This window comes from Aquibacillus halophilus (assembly GCF_009649745.1).
Lineage (GTDB): Bacteria > Bacillota > Bacilli > Bacillales > Amphibacillaceae > Aquibacillus > Aquibacillus halophilus.
This window is the reverse complement of sequence record NZ_WJNG01000007.1, coordinates 384,216-404,089: the sequence shown is the minus strand read 5'-3', so window position 1 is coordinate 404,089 and position 19,874 is coordinate 384,216. Positions and strand designations below refer to the sequence as shown.

At 35.9% G+C, this 19,874-nt stretch carries 17 protein-coding genes; 4 read left to right on the top strand and 13 right to left on the bottom strand.

What is annotated here, in order from left to right; all coding sequences use genetic code 11:
* Window positions 1-7 precede the first annotated feature (7 nt).
* Window positions 8-676, bottom strand: a complete 669-nt coding sequence (locus GH741_RS10935; RefSeq protein ID WP_205677325.1) for a DUF4129 domain-containing protein — start codon at window positions 674-676, stop codon at window positions 8-10.
* Between the two features lie 112 nt (window positions 677-788).
* Window positions 789-1,709 carry a hypothetical protein gene (locus tag GH741_RS10930; RefSeq protein ID WP_153736810.1) on the bottom strand — a complete coding sequence of 307 codons (921 nt, stop codon included), beginning with the start codon at window positions 1,707-1,709 and terminating at the stop codon, window positions 789-791.
* 244 nt (window positions 1,710-1,953) lie between these two features.
* Here GH741_RS10930 and GH741_RS10925 point away from each other — a divergent pair, with 244 nt between their 5' ends.
* On the top strand, window positions 1,954-2,190 hold the full coding sequence (locus GH741_RS10925; RefSeq protein WP_153736809.1) for a hypothetical protein: 237 nt from the start codon (window positions 1,954-1,956) through the stop codon (window positions 2,188-2,190).
* Between the two features lie 880 nt (window positions 2,191-3,070).
* Here GH741_RS10925 and GH741_RS10920 read toward each other — a convergent pair.
* The 8 genes from GH741_RS10920 to GH741_RS10885 form a co-directional block, all read right to left on the bottom strand.
* Complete coding sequence (locus GH741_RS10920; RefSeq protein ID WP_153736808.1) at window positions 3,071-4,345, bottom strand: dihydrolipoamide acetyltransferase family protein; 1,275 nt, start codon at window positions 4,343-4,345, stop codon at window positions 3,071-3,073.
* 20 nt (window positions 4,346-4,365) lie between these two features.
* The gene (locus GH741_RS10915) at window positions 4,366-5,349 is read right to left on the bottom strand and encodes an alpha-ketoacid dehydrogenase subunit beta (protein ID WP_153736807.1); all 984 of its coding nucleotides are present in this window, start codon (window positions 5,347-5,349) and stop codon (window positions 4,366-4,368) included.
* Window positions 5,350-5,363: 14 nt separating this feature from the next.
* Window positions 5,364-6,383 carry a thiamine pyrophosphate-dependent dehydrogenase E1 component subunit alpha gene (locus GH741_RS10910; protein WP_153736806.1) on the bottom strand — a complete coding sequence of 340 codons (1,020 nt, stop codon included), beginning with the start codon at window positions 6,381-6,383 and terminating at the stop codon, window positions 5,364-5,366.
* Entirely contained in the window at window positions 6,376-7,800 is a 1,425-nt protein-coding gene (lpdA, locus tag GH741_RS10905) for a dihydrolipoyl dehydrogenase (protein ID WP_153736805.1), read from the bottom strand. Before lpdA ends, GH741_RS10910 begins: the two co-directional genes overlap by 8 nt.
* A gap of 15 nt (window positions 7,801-7,815) precedes the next feature.
* Complete coding sequence (gene buk / locus GH741_RS10900) at window positions 7,816-8,898, bottom strand: butyrate kinase (protein ID WP_338079368.1); 1,083 nt, start codon at window positions 8,896-8,898, stop codon at window positions 7,816-7,818.
* A gap of 18 nt (window positions 8,899-8,916) precedes the next feature.
* Window positions 8,917-10,011 carry a branched-chain amino acid dehydrogenase gene (bcd, locus tag GH741_RS10895; RefSeq protein WP_153736804.1) on the bottom strand — a complete coding sequence of 365 codons (1,095 nt, stop codon included), beginning with the start codon at window positions 10,009-10,011 and terminating at the stop codon, window positions 8,917-8,919.
* Window positions 10,012-10,023: 12 nt separating this feature from the next.
* Window positions 10,024-10,932, bottom strand: coding sequence for a phosphate butyryltransferase (yqiS, locus tag GH741_RS10890; protein WP_153736803.1), 909 nt, complete (start codon window positions 10,930-10,932; stop codon window positions 10,024-10,026).
* A gap of 102 nt (window positions 10,933-11,034) precedes the next feature.
* Window positions 11,035-13,110 carry a sigma-54 interaction domain-containing protein gene (locus GH741_RS10885; RefSeq protein ID WP_153736802.1) on the bottom strand — a complete coding sequence of 692 codons (2,076 nt, stop codon included), beginning with the start codon at window positions 13,108-13,110 and terminating at the stop codon, window positions 11,035-11,037.
* 135 nt (window positions 13,111-13,245) lie between these two features.
* Here GH741_RS10885 and GH741_RS10880 point away from each other — a divergent pair, with 135 nt between their 5' ends.
* The 3 genes from GH741_RS10880 to GH741_RS10870 are packed head-to-tail and all read left to right on the top strand — an operon-like array spanning window position 13,246 to window position 16,198.
* Window positions 13,246-13,488, top strand: a complete 243-nt coding sequence (locus tag GH741_RS10880; protein ID WP_338079367.1) for a DUF2627 domain-containing protein — start codon at window positions 13,246-13,248, stop codon at window positions 13,486-13,488.
* A 26-nt stretch (window positions 13,489-13,514) separates the two neighbouring features.
* Window positions 13,515-15,425, top strand: a complete 1,911-nt coding sequence (locus GH741_RS10875) for a DUF294 nucleotidyltransferase-like domain-containing protein (protein ID WP_338079365.1) — start codon at window positions 13,515-13,517, stop codon at window positions 15,423-15,425.
* Window positions 15,425-16,198, top strand: a complete 774-nt coding sequence (locus GH741_RS10870) for a 3'-5' exonuclease (RefSeq protein WP_153736801.1) — start codon at window positions 15,425-15,427, stop codon at window positions 16,196-16,198. Before GH741_RS10875 ends, GH741_RS10870 begins: the two co-directional genes overlap by 1 nt.
* Window positions 16,199-16,215: 17 nt before the next feature.
* Here the strand turns inward: GH741_RS10870 and GH741_RS10865 are convergent, their stop codons facing one another.
* The 3 genes from GH741_RS10865 to spo0A form a co-directional block, all read right to left on the bottom strand.
* Window positions 16,216-17,562: an aspartate kinase gene (locus GH741_RS10865; protein ID WP_153736800.1), complete on the bottom strand. Its 1,347-nt coding sequence runs from the start codon at window positions 17,560-17,562 to the stop codon at window positions 16,216-16,218.
* Window positions 17,563-18,132: 570 nt separating this feature from the next.
* Window positions 18,133-18,729, bottom strand: coding sequence for a SafA/ExsA family spore coat assembly protein (gene safA / locus GH741_RS10860; protein ID WP_153736799.1), 597 nt, complete (start codon window positions 18,727-18,729; stop codon window positions 18,133-18,135).
* Window positions 18,730-18,926: 197 nt separating this feature from the next.
* On the bottom strand, window positions 18,927-19,712 hold the full coding sequence (gene spo0A, locus GH741_RS10855; RefSeq protein WP_153736798.1) for a sporulation transcription factor Spo0A: 786 nt from the start codon (window positions 19,710-19,712) through the stop codon (window positions 18,927-18,929).
* Window positions 19,713-19,874 lie beyond the last annotated feature (162 nt).

Sequence of the window (19,874 nt, the reverse complement as noted above, 5' to 3'; positions counted from 1 at the left end):
GCAATGCTCACTCATTCCACCTTTCTACCCATTGTTCTAAAGACTGTCCATTATCTTCCCTGGCAAGCCACTCAATAACTTCATCTCGATACTCCATGAATTGAGGTTGATTTATATCTCTTTCCCCATATGTCACCTCATCAAATAGTAACGCAAGGTTATAAAACTGTTCTGCACTATTTTGATTAAACTGTCGAAGCTCATCATAATACTCCCAGTTTGTTTTCCATATTCTCGCCTCTAGCCATTCTTTCTCATGAAGATAAAGAAGTAATGCTAAAAACAGATGGCGTGTTGCAATTGTGTACTGCTGCAACTCACCCTGTTTTTTGGCCTCGGTGAGGTGATTTTCAAAAGACCAGTCCATTTCCTTGATAGACTTAATTGCCGTGTGATCACGAAATGTTCGTTTGCGTCTATATGAACGTGCAGCAACAAAAATGATGACAATTAGCGTTGTTAATATCACTATAACAACTGATATTAAAATTCCATCAGGAAGTCCGCTTGATGGCTCAATTGAAGAAAACCAGTTAGCTAATAAATCCGCAACCCAACTTCGGGCCTGGTCCCACCATCTTTCGATGAAATTTCGGTTGTCCTCATAGTAAACTTGGAACTCTTGCCTGCTCAAAATATCCTCTAGTTGATCCCTTGCTCGTTTTTCATTATACATTCACTTATCACCTAACTATCCTTAGAAGAACTTGGCTCCTTAATTTCCTTCAAGATCAAACCACGTACTGATATTCAACTCAATTAGTTTAAAGGCATTTTTGTCATTAACTTTATCTTGGACCATTATAGTCTTCAATCAATTCCTTTAAATCGTCTGCATCCACTCTTATTTTCAAATCAAAGTAAACAACAGCATAACCAACAGAAATAATCATAGTTGTGAATAACGAAACCACGTTAATTATAATTGTGTATAATACACTATTACCTAGTAGTAGCATGACAGGTACTTCAACTGCTGTACTAATAGCACCTACAATGAGAGTAAAGATAATGTAAATACCAAACAAGATCCATGTTCGATGACGGGTAAGCTTCCAACTTTTACTTAAACCCGGTGCCTCTTTTCCAAACGCTACAACACCAAGATAAAAACTCCATCTTATTAGTAATAGAGCAACAACCAATGCTAATCCTAAAAATAATAGGATACCAAATAAAATACCTATGATTGGATTGACAAATGATCCAGCAAATCCAACCATAAATACAATTATTAAAGGACCAACAAACATACCTATTGTGATAAGAGCCATTAAGAGACTACTACCAAATATAGGCCAAAATCTAGAAAACGCTTGTTTAATAACAGCTCCAACTGTATATTCTTCATTTTTCCTAATATGATTAACTATGTATAAAATTGCTACCTGTGCCACTGGTAGTAAGATAATGGTAGCAAGTCCTGTTAGAATTAAACCTAAAGTAGAGCCGGGGTCAGCACCGATACTTTCTGGGGATGAACCTTGGTCAAAACTTGTTAATACTTGATCAAACCAATTATCTCCACTTCCAACTTCTCTTAAAAAATTAGTACCCATCGTTAATTGAATAAGTGCTTGCAATAGATAAATCGGCCCCATTAAAATTAACAAAACCATAAAAAAGTCAGAGAACCTGTTTTTAGCTAATCGAAAGGTATGATCGAGTATCTCCCCAAACCCTTTTGGTTTACTAAACTTTTCTTTCATAAATCTGCCTCCCAGAAGATATATTCACATTGAAATCATAGTTATTATTTTACCATTTATTTGAATTTTTTGTTAAAAAGATGTAATTAATTTAATTTCCAAAAAGTGATTCAATGACTAATCAATAAACAAATATAGTTAATCATGAAAATGTCACAAAATGTCCAATACCCATTTGTGATAAACATCACAGAACAATCTAAATAAAAGTATATAGTAGGTTGTATTAGGAGGGTGATATTAAATGTCATTTGAGATGCCACCGAAATGTGAAACATGTAGACTTGTTGGAACGACTAAAGATGAAGATCAAATATGTGTTACCGTACTTCATTATGAAGAAGGCTTTGTATATTTTAGATTAAGTGAAACGAGAGATCAAAGAAAAGATATCGAGGAATATATCATTGACTTACTACCGAAAATATTATCAGGAGTTTACCATGTTGAATTAATTGACATGGGAGAAGAGATTTATTGAGCCTCTGGTTGAGGGGTCTTTTATTTTGGCTGTTTTCTAAAAGATTGTTGTTTTTGACACAATATCCATAGACTAACTACGACGTAATTTTCCCTTAATCGACTGCTATGTTGATTTGCGCTCCGGGCAGTCGATTTCCGCGGGCAACGCTTCAACTTCCTCAGAAGAATACCACTTCCTGCGGGATTTTCAGCCGTCGCTTTTCCCGCAGGAGTCGACTGCCCTACGCTTCAATCAACCACCATATAAGTGTAAATAGCTATTGTTTGGTTTATTGAAGTTATCAAGTACAACATCATACTGAGTAAGAGATACACAAAGACTTCTCAAAAATACAACCAATTTTCTTTGTGAGAGTAGTTATATTGCATGTAATAAAAGTTTCTTGGTGTTGTATCTCACTTGAACAGAAAACCTCTCTAAGCTGCGGATACCATGGATTTTATTCTTCTTTAATCAGAACACTACTATTAGTGAAGGCAGAATACGTAGACTCCTCGAAAATGAAGTTCAATTTTCTTCGTGCGTAGTGATTCAGGAAGATAATTCAAGTCCCATGGGAACAGCGCGTTCCGAAGACCCCGGAAAAAGCGCTCTTCGCTTTTGAGGAGGCTGAGGTCGTGCCCATGGAAAGCGAAGTATTCTGCCGAAACGATGTATATCAACCAATTAAAAACAGAAGGTAGAAAGCAAATTAAAAGCAAAAGTTGCGGCGCATCTTTCCATCAAGTACGAAATTAAAAAGCAACAAAAACTGCGAAAAGAGCCTTTATTTTAAAATAAACAGATAAAAGTCCTTAAGTTTTACTTATTAAACACCTTATCAATTTTTTTTGCATTCTAACATAACAAAAGACCCGAGAATGTTCCCGGGTCTATCTTAATATAATGGTGTATTCTCATTCGATGTATTTTCTAATAGCTCCTTCACGCGAGCAAGAAATTTCCCACATATTAACCCATCTAAAACTCGGTGATCTAACGATAGACATAGATTAACCATATCTCTTGCAGCAAACATTTCATTAATGATAACAGGTCGTTTTACAATTGATTCAACCTGTAAGATGGCGGCTTGAGGATGATTAATCACACCCATTGATTGAACTGAACCAAATGAACCGGTATTATTAACCGTGAAAGTTCCACCGCTCATATCATCGGAATGCAATTTCCCATTACGAGCCTTACCCGCTAAAGTTGCAATATCCTTGGCAATGCCTTTTACACTCTTCTCGTCAGCAAATTTAATAACCGGTACAAATAGTTCTTGCCCTTTAGCTACTGCAATAGAAATATTAATATCTTTTCGTTGAATAATTTTATCTCCTGCCCAAGAACTATTGACTTGAGGGAACTCTTTTAAAGCTTTTGCGATTGCCTTTACAAAAAATGCAAAGAAAGTCAGGTTATAGCCTTCCTCACTCTTGAATTTATCTTTGACACTATTTCGGTATTTAACTAAGTTGGTTACATCAACTTCAACCATCATCCATGCATGTGGTATTTCAGCTTTTGATCTCGTCATGTTTTGAGCGATTGCTTTACGTACACCAGTGACCGGTATCTCTATATCCCCCTCAGTTGATTGTACATAGCTTGATTTTTGCTGAGAAACTTGGACGGTGTTACCATCATCTGATGAGGAAGTTTCTTTAAGATTAGATTTAGGGATGTCACCAGAACTTATTATTTTTTCAATATCTTTTCTAGTAATCCTTCCGCTTTTACCGGAGCCTTTCACTTGAGAAAGCTCAATATCATTTTCCTGAGCTAAACGTAAAACAGCAGGAGAATAACGCATTTTCATTGATTGGTCTTTGGTATCAAAGGTTTCTTCTATTGCTTCTACAGCGGGTTTTGTTTCTTGAGATTTTTCTGTTTCATTAGAAGAATCTTCGTGAGATTTAACGTTCTCGACTTCTACATAGCACATTAGCTCTCCTACAGAAATGGTCTCTCCTTCTTCTGCCACTAACTCTTTTATTGTTCCTGTAAAAGATGAAGGAACTTCGGCATTTACCTTATCTGTCATTACTTCAGCAATTGGGTCATACTTCTTTACATGATCCCCCTCTTTGACTAGCCAAGTACTAATAGTACCCTCTGTCACACTTTCACCTAGCTGGGGCATGGTAATTTTTTCTACTGTCAATGCATGTCCCTCCTTTAACATTAAAATTCAGCAAGTTCACGGATTGCTCGCTCCACTTTATCAGGATTTAACATAAATTCTTTCTCCAATGTTGGTGCGTATGGCATTGAAGGAACTTCCGGGCCGGCTAGCCTCTTTATCGGTGCATCCAAATCAAACAAACAGTTTTCAGCAATGATTGCTGAAACTTGGCCTATGATACTTCCCTCTTTGTTGTCCTCCGTAATGAGCAGTACTTTACCAGTTTTTGAAGCAGCTTCAATTATTGCCTCTTCGTCTAACGGATAGACGGTACGAAGGTCTAACACATGGGTACTAATTCCTTCAGCCTCAAGTTTTTCCGCTGCTTGTAAGGCAAAATGAACACATAATCCATATGTAATAACCGTAATATCTGATCCTTCACGTTTAATGTCCGCTTTGCCTATTGGAAGCGTGTAATCTTCGGTCGGAACCTCACCTTTAATTAAGCGATAAGCTCTCTTATGTTCAAAGAAAAGAACAGGATCATCATCGCGGATCGCAGCTTTTAACAGCCCTTTTACGTCATACGGTGTTGAGGGCATTACAATCTTTAAACCTGGTTGATTGGCAAAAATTGATTCAAGTGACTGAGAATGGTAAAGAGCCCCATGAACTCCTCCACCATAGGGAGCACGAATAGTAATAGGGCAACTCCAATCATTATTTGATCGATATCTAATCTTGGCGGCTTCCGATATAATTTGATTGACAGCAGGTAAAATAAAATCAACAAACTGCATTTCTGCAACAGGCCTCATACCATACATAGCCGCACCGATTCCAACCCCTGCGATTGCAGATTCAGCCAATGGTGTATCTAATACCCTTGCTTCTCCAAATTGTTCATATAGGCCATCAGTAGCACGAAACACGCCACCACGAACACCAACATCTTCGCCTAAAACAAACACCTTTTCATCTCGAGTCATTTCTTCTTTTAATGCTTGTGTGACAGCCTGTATATAATTCATTACCGGCATTATATTTCCCCTCCTTACTCCGCATAAACGTGTTTAAATAATGTATCCGGGTCAGCATAAGCAGCTTTTTCAGCATAATCTGTTGCATCGTCGATAATTTTCCTTATCTCTTGATCGAGCTTATCTTCAATCTCCTCAGTCAACACACCCAGTTCTCGTAAATATGTTGAAAAAGACTTTATTGAATCTTTCTGCTTGGCTGTTTCTACTTCTTCTTTGCTACGATAGCTTCGATCGTCATCATCACTAGAATGAGGTGTTAATCGATAGGAAATCGTCTCTACTAAAGATGGGCCCTCTCCTCTTCGAGCACGATCTGCAGCCTCTTTAACTGCTTGATAGACTGCTAATGGATCATTTCCATCTACAGTAATTCCTGGCATTCCATAGCCTATCGCTCTGTCAGATACCTTTTCACAAGCCAACTGTTTACTAGCTGGCATTGAAATAGCATATTGGTTGTTTTCAACCATAAATATGACTGGAAGTTTTTGAACACCAGCAAAATTAGCGCCCTCATGAAAATCACCTTGATTGGAGGAGCCTTCACCGAAAGTTACAAGACTTACAAAATCTTTCTTTTCCATTTTCCCTGCCAGCGCAATTCCAACTGCATGTGGAACTTGTGTAGTCACTGGGGAAGAACCTGTTACAATACGATTTTTCTTTTGACCAAAATGCCCTGGCATCTGTCTTCCACCCGAATTAGGATCCTCAGCTTTAGCAAAATTAGAAAGCATTAATTCAAGTGGTGTCATACCAAAAGCTAAAACAACTCCCAAGTCACGATAGTAAGGAAGAACATAATCCTTGTCTCGATCTAAAGCGAAAGCAGCTCCTACTTGAGCAGCTTCTTGTCCTTGGCAGGAAATAACAAAAGGAATCTTTCCTGATCGATTTAACAACCACAATCTTTCATCAATTCTTCGAGCTAAAAGCATCGTCCGATATATGTCCAATGCCTGATCATCGGATAATCCAAGCGCTTCGTGTCTATTTTCAGTCACACTAACCCTCCTAACTAAATTAACCATGAATTTGCCTTCCCTCAATGGATAGAGCTACTTCACCTATTGATTCTGACAATGACGGATGTGGGTGAATAGTCTCACCGATTTCCCATGGCGTTGCATCCAACAGCTTGGCTAAGGCCGCTTCAGAGATCATATCTGTAACATGTGGGCCAATCATATGAACTCCTAATAAATCACTTGTCTTGCGATCAGCAATCATTTTCACAAAACCATCCGATTCTCCATAAACAAGTGCTTTACCAATTGCTTTAAAAGGTATCTTTGCGGTTTTTATATCAAACCCTTCTTCTATCGCCTGTTTTTCTGTTATTCCAATACTTGCTACTTCTGGTTTTGAATAGACACAAGTTGGAACATTTTGATAATTGAGCGCGATAGGTGACTGTTCTGCCATGTGTTCAACTGCAATCATTCCTTCACGGGAAGCTACATGAGCTAACTGTAAGCCACCAATGACATCACCAATTGCGTATATGTGAGATTCTTTAGTTTGATAGAACTGATTGGTCTCTATGTATCCACTACTTGCTTTTATGATTTCTGTATTTTCTAAACCAATATTTTCTACGTTAGGTTCTCTACCTACAGAAATTAATAACTTATCTGCACGGTAATTCTTTTTGCTTTCCCTATGTTCAGCTACAATTTCTATACCATTTTCTTTTTTTAATGTGTTAGAAAGAACCTTTGCATTTGTAACTATTTCAATCCCTTTTTTCTTTAATAACCTTTGAGCTTCCTTTGAGATTTCTTCATCTTCATTAGGTAAGATTCGATCAGCATATTCTAAAACAGTTACATCAACATCAAAGTCAGAAAGCATAGATGCCCATTCTATACCAATAACGCCCCCACCAATAATAATAATGGATTTAGGTAAATGCTCTAGATCAAGTGCATGATCTGAATTTAAGACATATTCACCATCTGATTCTAATCCTGGCAATTCCTTCGGTCTGGATCCTGTTGCAATTAGGACGTTTTTAGGGATCAACATTTCGTTTTCTTCCCCATTATTCATTTCAACAGAAATCGTACCAGCACTTGGAGAAAATATTGATGGACCTAATATTCTACCGAACCCGTGATAAATATCTATTTTTCCCTTTTTTATTAGCCCTTGCACACCAGTATGTAATTTTTCTACTATTTTACTTTTTCGTAATTGTACCTTTTCAAAGTTGATAGTAGGTTGATTTAACTCAATACCGAATTCATCGGCTAGTTTTGATTGGTGGTAAACTTCGGCACTTCTTAGTAAGGCTTTGGATGGAATACAGCCATTATGTAAACAAGTTCCTCCAAGTTTGTTACTTTCGACAATGGCAGTTTTTAATCCGAGTTGCGATGCACGAATAGCGGCAATATATCCGCCAGTTCCACCACCAACAACAACTAAATCATATTCTTTGGCCATACCGAACACTCCTTTCTATCTGTTAGGATATTCCTTAGGAATTTCCTCCTCTTTTAGGATACGTAATGTACCTTTTGCCAAAGCCTGCAATTCATTTTCGCCCGGATAAACCAAAACATCGGCAATCCAATCAACACGCTTGGAAATTAGTGAAATAAATTCACTTCCAAAAGCTAAACCACCAGTAAGCGCAATTGCATCTACTTTTCCCGCTAAAACCGAACTCATTGAGCCAATTTCTTTAGCAACTTGATAGGCCATAGCTTGATAGATAATCTCGGCATTTTTATCCCCTGCTGCAATTCTTCTTTCTACTTCAAGTGCATCATTAGTTTGTAAGTGTCCCATTAATCCCCCGTGACCGACTATTTTTTTCATTACTTCGTCACGATAATACTGTCCGGAAAAACACATTGTAATTAAATCTCCTGCAGGTACAGTTCCCGCTCTTTCTGGTGAGAAGGGGCCGTCACCATGCAGACCATTGTTGACGTCAATTACTTTTCCCTTATGATGAGCACCAACAGTTATGCCGCCACCCATGTGTGCGATGATTAAGTTTGCTTCACTATATGACTTCCCTATATCACTTGCAGCTTGTCTCCCGACAGCTTTTTGATTTAAGGCATGGAATATACTTACTCTTGGAATTTCAGAAACACCAGAAACTCTGGCAATATCTTCAAGTTCATCCACCACAACTGGATCTACAATATAGGCTGGAATGTTTAATCCATTGGCGATCTCATAAGCCAAAATCCCCCCCAAATTTGATGCATGTTCTCCACTAAAACCCATTCGTAAGTCCTGTAACATATCGTCATTAACTTCATATGTTCCGCCTTCTATTGGTCGTAGTAAGCCCCCTCTACCGCATACAGCATCCAATTTGGAGATATTAATACCTTCATAGTGTAATTCATCTAAGATTACTTTTTTCCTAAATTCATATTGATCAATAATACGATTAAATGTCTTTATATCTTCAATGTTATGTCGAATTGTTTTTTCGAAAATACCATTTTCATTTTCAAAGACACCAATCTTAGTTGAAGTTGAACCTGGATTTATTACTAAAATCCGATTATTGTGTTGCACAAGTCTTTACCTCCGTATCTATCTTCTGCTAAGAATATGATGCCCGTTCAATAGAAATTGGCTGCGAGAATACTTCAGACTTTGGATGCGTTCCTCAGCCATACGATCTGCCGCTAAATAGGTAGGAATGCTGTCTCTTTTCGAAATATCAAATACCTTTAATAAATTGTCATAAATAGTTTCTACTCGTTTTAATGCTCTTTCTTTGTTGTAACCACTTAATTCATCAGCAATGTTAATCACACCACCAGCGTTTATAACAAAATCTGGGGCATAAACAATACCCTTTTCGTGTAACAGGTCTCCATGTTTTGTTTCTTTAAGCTGGTTATTGGCAGCTCCAGCAACAACCTTAGCTTTTAACATGGGAATTGTCTCATCATTGATTGTTGCTCCAAGTGCACAAGGTGCATAAATATCACAATCAACACTATAGATATCATTCGGGTCAACAGCTTTTGCACCAAACGCTTCAACAGCTTTGTTAACTGCATCTTTGTTTATATCGGTAACAATTAAATTAGCTCCCTCATTATGAAGATGTTCACATAAAGTATATGCAACATTGCCTACTCCTTGGACTGCAATAGTTTTACCTTCTAACATATCAGAGCCAAAGGCTTCTTTAGCTGAGGCTTTTATTCCTTTATAAACACCATAAGCAGTTACTGGTGACGGATTACCGGATGATCCGAAGGCTGGTGAAATACCAGTAACAAAATCAGTCTCTTCATGAATTAGATCCATGTCATAAACCGTTGTTCCAACATCCTCTGCAGTTATATAGCGTCCATTTAAACCTTGAATAAAGCGCCCAAATGCCCGAAACATAGCCTCATTCTTGTCTTTTTTCGGATCACCAATAATTACAGTTTTCCCCCCACCTAAATTTAAACCGGCAGCGGCGTTTTTATAAGTCATTCCTTTGGCTAATCGTAACGCGTCTATGATTGCCTCTTCCTCTGAAGCATATGTCCACATTCTAGTTCCACCTAATGCAGGTCCTAACGTAGTATCATGTATCGCGATAATTGCTTTTAATCCAGATTGCTTATCTTGACAAAATACCAGCTCTTCATAATCGTAGTCTTGCATATGTTTAAAGATTTCCATTGAGTTATCCTCCTAGTTCGTTGTTGAAGTTAATAGTGCTAATGCTAATGAATATAATTTACTTTCCGTATTATCTGAACGAGAAGTTAATACTATCGGAACTTTAGCTCCACTTATTACTGCGGCAACTTTGGCTTCAGCAAAATAAATAAATGACTTATATAATGTATTCCCTACCTCAATCGCAGGGACTAGCAATACATCTGCTTGTCCAGATACTTCAGTAATGACATCTTTTTGAATTGCTGCCTTCTTAGAAATAGCAACATCAAAGGCCAATGGTCCTTCTAAAATACAATTTTTAATTTGTCCTCGTTTTTGCATTTGTGTTAGTAGTGCTGCATCAGTAGTTGATTGCATCGCAGGATTCACAACATCCACAGCAGACAAGATAGCGACCTTAGGCTGCATAATTCCTAAGCCGCGTGCGACTTTTACTACGTTTTCAACAATTTGTATCTTTTCATTCAGGTTTGGAGCGATGTTCATTGCTGCATCAGACAAAAATATTAGTTTTTCGTAACTAGGTATCTCAAACACTGCCACATGAGAAAGGATATTCCCTGTTCTTAACCCAAATTCTTTATTTAATACAGCCTTTAACAATAAACTTGTGGCTATATTGCCCTTCATTAGTACATCTGCATCCCCAAAACGTACAGCTTTTACTGCTAACTCAGCAGCGCTTTCGTTTTCATTAACCTGTATGATTTGGATTGAATTTGTACCAATGTCAAAATCCAATTCTAAAGCTATTTTTTGTATAATTGCCTCTTCCCCAAATAACAAAAAGTCACACAAATGGTTTTCTATTGCTATTTGTACCGTATGTAATACATCTTTATCTGCAGCCTGAGCAACCGCAACAGTCTTTATATTTTTTTTATCTATTTGCTCCAAGATTGTTTCCAAGTGTTTCATTTTTTGCCTCCAAGGAGTTTCATTCATTAATCTAAAAAACAACTAATATCTACATTTTTTGAGGAAGTTATATCACAACACTTAGACATTAAGTTTATTTAACTATGCATCATTTTGCATGCCATTCTTTTCAATCTCATATTTTTCCATTTTATAGTAAAGACTTCTTATTGAAATACCTAACGCAGTTGCTGTTTTTGTTTTATTATAATTATTTGCAATAAATGCTTGTTCAATTATTAGTTGCTCATGAGACTCAATGGACTGTTGTAGGGATTCCTGGTTCCATTGATAACCACTATTGTCACTTTGTTGTTTAGGTTTTACGGGAATTAGCTCTGGTATATGCTCAAGTTTTATCTCTTCTTCATTAACTTCCATATAAATCATAGCCCTACTAATAACATTCTCAAGCTCCCTGATGTTTCCTGGCCAATGGTACTTCATCAATGAATTAACAGCTTTCTTATCAATTGATTTAACATTCCTACCATAATCCTGATTAATTTTATGGATTAAATAATACGTTAATTCTTCTAAGTCAGAAATTTTTTCTCTTAATGGCGGAATATAAATCGGTAAACGATTCAGACGATAGTACAAATCCTCCCTAAAATTTCCATTCATTATTGCTTTTTCTAAATTCACATTCGTAGCGGTGATAATTCTTATTTCTATAGGAATAGGTTTCGTTCCACCAACTCTTACAATTTCATTTTCTTGGAGAACACGAAGTAGTTTTGCCTGCATGCGAAGTGAAAGTTCTCCTATCTCATCAAGAAAAATACTTCCGTGATTAGCTTCCTCAAAATAGCCTCTTTTTCCGCCACGTTTCGCACCAGAAAATGCACCATCTTCATAACCAAATAGTTCACTTTCCAAAATAGATTCAGAGATCGCTGCACAGTTTACTCGGATAAATTTATTATGCCTACGATCACTTTCATTATGAATAGCATGTGCGAACAACTCTTTACCAGTTCCTGATTCACCCCTTAACAAAACAATTGCAGGTGTCCTGGCACAGACTTTTGCTTGTTCAAATGCTAACTTCATTTCATTAGAAGAACCAATGATATCATCGAACGTATATTTAGCTTCTAAATTTCGTATAATTTGTCTTGCTCTTCTAAGTTCACTTGTTAGTGATTGAATCTCAGAAACATCGTGGAGAACACCAACACTTCCTTTTAATTTTCCGTCAACAATAATTGGGGCTACGTTAACTAAGACATCCTTGTTCGTTGGTCCGACCTTTAAACGAACACCTCTTACTGGTCTTCTAGTTTTTAAAACCTTCATATGCATACTTTCGCCTTCAGAAATATCTACATTTGCTGGCTTCCCTACAATATCTTTTTCAGATAAACCCGTTATCCTAGTATAGGCTGGATTAATCATTATTCCCCGGCCATCTTCATCAACAACACTAATTGCTTCATCTGATGAATGGAAAATTGCTTCTAGCATTTTCTTAACTTCTCTCAAGCCAGTAATCTGTTCTGCTAATTCAACAACTTCGGTAATATCTCTAAAAACTGCAAAAGCACCTTTTAAATTCTGTCTAGAATCAATAATTGGAATTCTTGTGGTGATTATTTTTTTCCCGTTTTCTAAGACGAGTTTTTGATTTATTTCTTGTCTCCTTGTTCTTAATATTTGCGGGAGTCTGGTTTTGTCTATAAGTTGACGAATTGGTTTTAAAATAAACTCTTCTTTTTTAATACCTACTATTTCTTCTGCCCTTCTATTGACAAAAGTGACGCTTTCATTAACATCAATGACGATCATACCTTCATTAATATTATTCAGAATTAGATCTTGTTTGTCTGTATGTAGTTTCATTTCTTGTAGGAGTCTTTCTTTATCTTCCAATAATTCGGCTGTTATGTACGCTACTGAACCCGGGATTACTACTGTGGTGGATTTCCTAGCCTCAATAATCTGATCAAGTACTTTCTGAGAGCCAGTTGCTTCGATAACAATATCGATATCTTTTTCAATCCAATCACGCCAGTTATCACCAGTTTTAATGTTATAGGACTTTGCTAATCGCATACCTAAGGCTCTAGAATCAATATCAACTACAGCAACAATTTCCATCCGGTCTATTTCTTTCATTAGCTTTATTAATGCAGTTCCACCCTTGCCCGCACCAACAATTATTATTCGTTTCATCTATTCATCACACCCTGCATTATTTTGCATAATTCCATATTATACTTTACTGCACATTTTAGCAAGAGTTCATCAGTTTTCATAACTGTCAGCCTTTGCTATACTACAAGGGATGAGAGGAATAGGTGATACAATGTGAGAATTGTTGCTTTGTTAATTTTAGTTATCCCCGGAATTATTGCTACATTTGGTATTAAACTAATGCGTGATGCTACTTTTGGTATTTTTTATCCATTTTTATTTCATTCGGCCGTACAGTTTGTCATAGGTTTAATCCTATTTTTAGCCGGACTTTCCTTTATCGGAGGATTCATTTTACATAGGGATAGAAAGAGAAACCTTACCAAAGGTCGATTCAAGAATAATAAAGAAGATTAAATGAACATTAGAGGAGATGGTTTCGAGTGGAGAAATATCTAGATATGTTTAAAAATCAATATCCATTTGATTTATTAACCGATAATGAATTCATTAAAATAACTGAAGGAGCAGTGATAAGAGAATTAAAAGCTAATGAATTTATTATTCACGAGGAAGATAATGAAGAAACGGTAGAACTGCATTTTTTGATATCGGGATTAGCAAAAAATATTTTGCACCGCGCAAACGGTAAACAAGTATCAATTCGTTTCTATTATCCAGGAGACCTAATCGGTATGATGATTATGCTTACTAGCGGAGAGATGAGGTTTTCGGTACAGGCACTGGAAAATACAAAAACCATCTGCTTGAACAAAGCCAATTTTATGGAAGTAATGACTAACAATACCAATTTCTCAAAAGTAGTCTTAGATGGTATAAGTAATTTAATGAAAAGTCTGTATCAAGAAGTGAAATACAAAAGCTCCGATACTGGGGACCAAAATGAAAAGGAATTATACAGAAAACGAGTCGACACTTTCATGGAGTTACCTGTGTTCATTCAGCCGAGTAAATCTATAGAAGATGCTGCGAAACTATTGCAACATAAAAAAATGGAAGGTTTAATTGTAAGCGAGGACCAATCAAAAATGGTTGGTATGATTGGTTACTCAGAAATCTTGAATGCAGTTATGAAAAATGATCTTAAAAGTTCAGTAAGTAACTATATGCAAGAGGACATCTATTCAGTAGCTGACCAAGATTTCATCTATGAAGCGCTGTCCTATTTAAAGCATCATCCAACTGTAATTATTCCAGTTTTCCATAAATCAAATGTAGTTGGTTTCCTAAGACAATCTTCTTTTTTTAATATCAAGGATTCTGTTTATTTTGATACTAGTTATCGGATTTCAAAATCAAAAACAGTCAATGAGCTAAAAAGTCTTTCACCTACGTACAATAAAGAATTTCAACAATTTATAAAGCAATTAATTGATGAAGGTACATTCGGTTATGAAATATGCGAACTAATTTCCAGTTTAAACGACCGTATTCATAAACAAGTGATTCGAATAGCCGAGGAAGAGATGGTTAGAGAAGGATACGGACCTCCTCAAATTAATTATTGTTTCATTGTAATGGGTAGTGAAGGAAGAAAAGAACAAGGATTTAGTACAGACCAGGATAATGGGCTTATTTTATCCGATTATAAACATTTTAAAGATGCTACAAAAATTGATTTATATTTCGAAAAGTTAAGTGAAAAGATTAATTTCATGCTCGAGGAGTGTGGGTTTCCACTATGTACTGGTGGAATAATGGCTAAAGAGAATAAGTGGAGAAAACCTTATTCACAGTGGTCAGCTGACCTAAAAGAATGGATTGTGAAAATCGATGCTGAAGAAATTCGGGATTTTACGATTTTCACTGACTTTAGACCAATTTACGGGGATTTCTCCTTGGCATACAGTTTAAGAGATGAACTTACTAACAAGATAAAAAATTCACTCAACCTTCACCAACTACTCATGAAAGATACACTCAGATTTAGAGTTCCTATCCAACCTTTTGGTAGAATTATTGGCAGTGGAAAGAAACGGAGTCTAAATTTAAAAAAGTCTGCCATTATGCAGATTGTTAATGCGGTTCGAATTTATTCCGCGAAAAACGGAATTGAAGATGCTAATACAATTAATAGGCTGGATCAATTAGCTAATGATGAGAGATTTCATCCAAGAGATGCAGAAAATGCTAAAATGGCCCTACATCGACTATTGACATTTAGGTTAAGTCAAAATTTAATTCAATTAGAGAACCAGGAACCACTTACAAATGAAATAATCATTCAAAAACTATCCAAGGAAGAAAAAAGAAAATTAAAAGAAGCACTATCAATAGCTAGACGTCTACAGCAAGTTATTGAACTAAGTTATAACCGGAATCGGGTGGTGTAATGTTACCTATCGATTTACAAATAATAAAGTACTTCTTTTTTGAAAAACCTATTTATCATTTTAAAATGAGACCCTATTTTAAATGGTCAGCATACCAGGAATTAAATGATGCATTACTAAAATTTCAAAAAGAAGATTCGCTCGAAAGCAGTAAATTAGATAATACTCCTTTTACAATTTTTGATTTAGAAACTACTGGATTAATTCCGGAAGTTGGTCATGAAGTGATTTCTATCGGAGCAATACAATTACACGGATTACAACATTGTAGGGTAGAAAAATTTCATGAAATAATTAGACCAATACGACCTGTTCCTAACAATATTTCAGATTTAACAGGTATTGAGCACGAAGACATTAAAAATGCACGACCTTTTATTGAAGTCTTTCAGAGGTTTTTAGAATTTAGCAAGGATTCAATTCTTGTAGCACACCCAGCAAAATTCGATATGAGGTTTTTGCAAACAATGCTTAAAAGATGGAGACTACCAAGTTATGATCCATACGTTATTGATTCTCAACTAATGGCAAGATGGTTGTTACCTGGAGTAAACGATCAATTAGATCAACTCATGAAATATTATAGTATTGAACAACTTGAAAGACATCACGCTTTAAATGATGCAATTATGACAGCTGAATTATTTGAAATTTTATTAGAGCAAACAATCCAATCAAATATCAATACCTATACAGGGTTAGATAATGTCCTAACGCCATTCAAACTAAATCGTCATCCAGCAATGAAATATTATAATAAGGACTGGTCATAAGACCAGTCCTTATATAATTATTCAAAAAATGATTTATATAGAGATTTTACGGCACTGTCAACACCAGAAGCTTTAATTCCGAACATCATAGAAACTTCAGAAGAACCTTGGTTCATCATTTCTAAATTAACATTTGCTCTGGAAAATGCAGCTGTTGCCTTTTCAGCTATTCCAATAGTGCTATTCATACCTTCCCCAACGATCATTACAAGAGCCAGACCACGTTCAACGTACACCATGTCTGGATCTAGTTCATCCTTAATTCTTTGAATTACCTTCTGTTCTTTCTTTTCTGTCAGTTGACTTTCTCTGATAATAACAGATAAATCATCTATTCCAGAAGGAGTGTGTTCAAAAGAAATACATTCATCCTCTAAAATATGCAATAGACGGCGTCCAAAGCCCAATTCTCTATTCATCAAGTATTTACTAACGTATAAGCTTAAAAATCCAGTATCACTAGCAATCCCTACTACTGGGTTGTCCCCTGTTTCTTTTTTGGATACAATTATTGTTCCTAATCCGTTTGGATTGTTTGTATTTTTAATACAAACGGGGATGCTTGCTTTAAATGCAGGTATAAGTGCTTCATCGTGAAACACTGAGAATCCAGCGTAAGATAGTTCTCTCATCTCTTTATAAGTTAGTGAAGTAATCTCCTTTGGATTCTCTACTATAGTTGGATTTACACAATAAACAGAATCAACATCAGTAAAGTTCTCATATAAGTCTGCTTTAACCCCAGCCGCCACAATAGAACCTGTTATGTCTGAACCGCCTCGTGAAAAAGTAACCAATTTGCCTTCCTTTGTATATCCGAAGAAACCAGGTATTACAACGATTTCTTTTCGTTCTCTAAGTTTATAAATAAGCTCAAAACTCTCATCTAATATTTGTGCACTACCTGGTTCATCACTAACAATTATACCAGCTTCTTTTGGATTTAAATAAGTAGCTTTTAATCCTAACGACTGTAGATAAGCACTAAGTACCTTTGCTAAAGCATCTTCCCCGGATGCCTTTAATGCATCTGTTTTCAACTCGTACGTGTAATCAGAAGCGAGTACATTGTTAATATCATCTTGTATTTCCTTTAAAAGACTTTCTGGTAGTTCTAATTGCTCTGTGATGTCTCGAAAACGATCAATTACTTGATCTAATTGAGCTTGATAAGAATTTTTATTCAAATATGCTTGACCTAAAGCAATTAGTAAATCAGTAACTTTTGTATCTTCTTTAAACCTTTTACCTGGCGCTGATACAACAATTGCTTTACGGTCTGAATCATCCATAATTATGTTAGCGACTTTTTTTAATTGTTCTGCACTAGCTACAGAACTTCCACCGAACTTTGCTACTTTCATATTAATCTCTCCATTTATAGTTTTCTGTACAATTCAAAATATTAACATACTTCAAGAATAATTGTTATCAAAAACACTAGTATAAAGGCAACTGTAAAGGAGATTTGTCTAGTTTTAACTGGATTACACCGCAATTTCAATGAATTTCATGAGAATTTGCCTAATTATAGCAATAATAAGACCTAAATTAATTTAAACGTTTGAAACTACACATTATATGATGATCATTGGAGTTGAGGATTGTCGATTCCTCAAAAAATACAAACTAATGTTCTTGGCGATGAAATGCTGTCGAAGACGGGAAAAGTGGTTTCCTTTTTCAACCAAGTGATTTTCTGTCGAGCAAGTTAAGAATTACTTAACAATAAAGTATTAAGGAAAAATTAAAAGACAAGAGTTCAATTACATATCGAACTCTTGCCCAACAAGTAGCTTAATATTTGGGGTCACTTCAATCCCAAGCGTTTTGTGTTCTAACTATGTTGTTTTATGCCAGAAATGATAATGTGGATCGTCTCCCATATCCACGTTTCCGGAATATCTAGATTAAATTAACGTCAAATTTAAAAATTATTTCTTTATAAACATTTGAGTCCAATAATTGCCATCTTTTACATAACCAACACCTATATGTGTAAAATCAGCACTAAGAATGTTTTTTTTGTGACCAGGACTATTCATCCATGCTCTAACTACTTCCTGTGGTGTCCGTTGTCCTTTAGCAATGTTCTCAGCAGCACTACGATAATTTATTCCAAATTGCTGCATCATTGTAAATGGTGATCCATAAGTAGGACTAGTATGCGAAAAATAGTTCTTATCATGCATATCCTGTGACTTGTATCTAGCTACACGGGATAACTCCCAGTCAGGTTTTAGTGCTCCAAGTCCATATTTAGCACGTTCTTGATTTGTTAATTGAATTACCTCATGTTCGGTATGTTTAATCGTATCAATATTAGGTATGTTCAATTTTTGGTTAGGATAAATAAGGTCAGGATTTTCCACCTGTGGATTAGCCTCGATAATTTCAGTGACTCCAATTTGATATCTCACAGCAATTTTCCACATGCTGTCTCCAGGTTGAACCGTGTACGTTTCGGCTGCTGAGACTGCAAGTGGAGTTAATACGAATATTAATAACACTATGTACAGAATTTTTTTCATAATATTAACCCTCCTTTAATAATAAAATCCCTCAATGTGTAATTTTTATTCATTAAAATAGTAGAGGACAAATATTTTAAGTTTTGGCATTATATCTTTTAAGTGAGTGAGAATTAGAAATTATAACTAAAATTCAATGTGAACGAAAAAATTGTCTATCCACTGTTAAGTGAATAGACAATTTTATTTTAACCTTATTAGCTTGCTCGATGATCTAAACGTAAGCGATCTGCAACCATTGCGATGAACTCTGAGTTTGTTGGTTTTGCCTTGGTTAAGCTAACTGTATAACCAAATAATGATGAAATGGAGTCCATATTACCACGACTCCAAGCTACCTCGATGGCATGGCGAATCGCACGTTCAACTCTTGAGGCAGTGGTATTATATTTTTTTGCGATATCTGGGTATAACACCTTAGTTATCGAACCGAGCAATTCAATATCTTTATAAACCATTGTTATTGCCTCTCTTAAGTACATGTACCCTTTAATATGTGCTGGAACACCGATCTCATGAATGATGTGAGTAATATTAGCTTCGAGGTCAATTTTCTTGTTGTCCCTATTGTACCTATGCCTTATTCCCTTATTCTCTGTTGTCGGTGTAATACCATAAACCTGCCTGATTTGGTCCCCGAGATTTTCTAAATCAAAAGGTTTTAAAATAAAGTATGATGCTCCAAGATCTACAGCTTTCTTTGTTACCTCTTCTTGTCCAAATGCAGTAAGCATAATTACATTTGGATACTTCGCCCTTTCAAGTCCCTTGATTTTACCTAAGACAGCTAGACCGTCCACATGTGGCATAATAATATCAAGAACCAATACATCAGGTTCGATTTCATCTAATAATTCTAAACATTCCTTTCCATTGTAAGCTGTGCCGATAACTTCAATATCTGACTGACCTTCAAAGTACTCCTCCATTAGCTGAATTAATTCGCGATTGTCATCGACTAAACAAACCTTAATTTTTTCCATATTCAGTTCCCCCTTAACGTAATACGCCTCTTACTAAAGTAACACTTTCGACACAACTTCGAAAAATCCTTCATTTTTGTGAAAAAGTTTATATTTTTATTGATTACCTTCAATTCTCTTCAATTTTCATGGATTTTCGATTTTTTGTGACATTTAATGACT

What these genes read in the sequence shown, in the direction of transcription:
- yqiS (WP_153736803.1), bottom strand. Translation starts at nt 10,932, where the DNA reads ATGAAACACTTGGAAACAATCTTGGAGCAAATAGATAAAAAAAATATA.
- lpdA (WP_153736805.1), bottom strand. Translation starts at nt 7,800, where the DNA reads ATGGCCAAAGAATATGATTTAGTTGTTGTTGGTGGTGGAACTGGCGGA.
- bcd (WP_153736804.1), bottom strand. Translation starts at nt 10,011, where the DNA reads ATGGAAATCTTTAAACATATGCAAGACTACGATTATGAAGAGCTGGTA.
- GH741_RS10915 (WP_153736807.1), bottom strand. Translation starts at nt 5,349, where the DNA reads ATGCCGGTAATGAATTATATACAGGCTGTCACACAAGCATTAAAAGAA.
- spo0A (WP_153736798.1), bottom strand. Translation starts at nt 19,712, where the DNA reads ATGGAAAAAATTAAGGTTTGTTTAGTCGATGACAATCGCGAATTAATT.
- GH741_RS10870 (WP_153736801.1), top strand. Translation starts at nt 15,425, where the DNA reads ATGTTACCTATCGATTTACAAATAATAAAGTACTTCTTTTTTGAAAAA.
- safA (WP_153736799.1), bottom strand. Translation starts at nt 18,729, where the DNA reads ATGAAAAAAATTCTGTACATAGTGTTATTAATATTCGTATTAACTCCA.
- GH741_RS10925 (WP_153736809.1), top strand. Translation starts at nt 1,954, where the DNA reads ATGTCATTTGAGATGCCACCGAAATGTGAAACATGTAGACTTGTTGGA.
- GH741_RS10910 (WP_153736806.1), bottom strand. Translation starts at nt 6,383, where the DNA reads ATGGTTAATTTAGTTAGGAGGGTTAGTGTGACTGAAAATAGACACGAA.
- GH741_RS10935 (WP_205677325.1), bottom strand. Translation starts at nt 676, where the DNA reads ATGTATAATGAAAAACGAGCAAGGGATCAACTAGAGGATATTTTGAGC.
- GH741_RS10930 (WP_153736810.1), bottom strand. Translation starts at nt 1,709, where the DNA reads ATGAAAGAAAAGTTTAGTAAACCAAAAGGGTTTGGGGAGATACTCGAT.
- GH741_RS10865 (WP_153736800.1), bottom strand. Translation starts at nt 17,562, where the DNA reads ATGAAAGTAGCAAAGTTCGGTGGAAGTTCTGTAGCTAGTGCAGAACAA.
- GH741_RS10885 (WP_153736802.1), bottom strand. Translation starts at nt 13,110, where the DNA reads ATGAAACGAATAATAATTGTTGGTGCGGGCAAGGGTGGAACTGCATTA.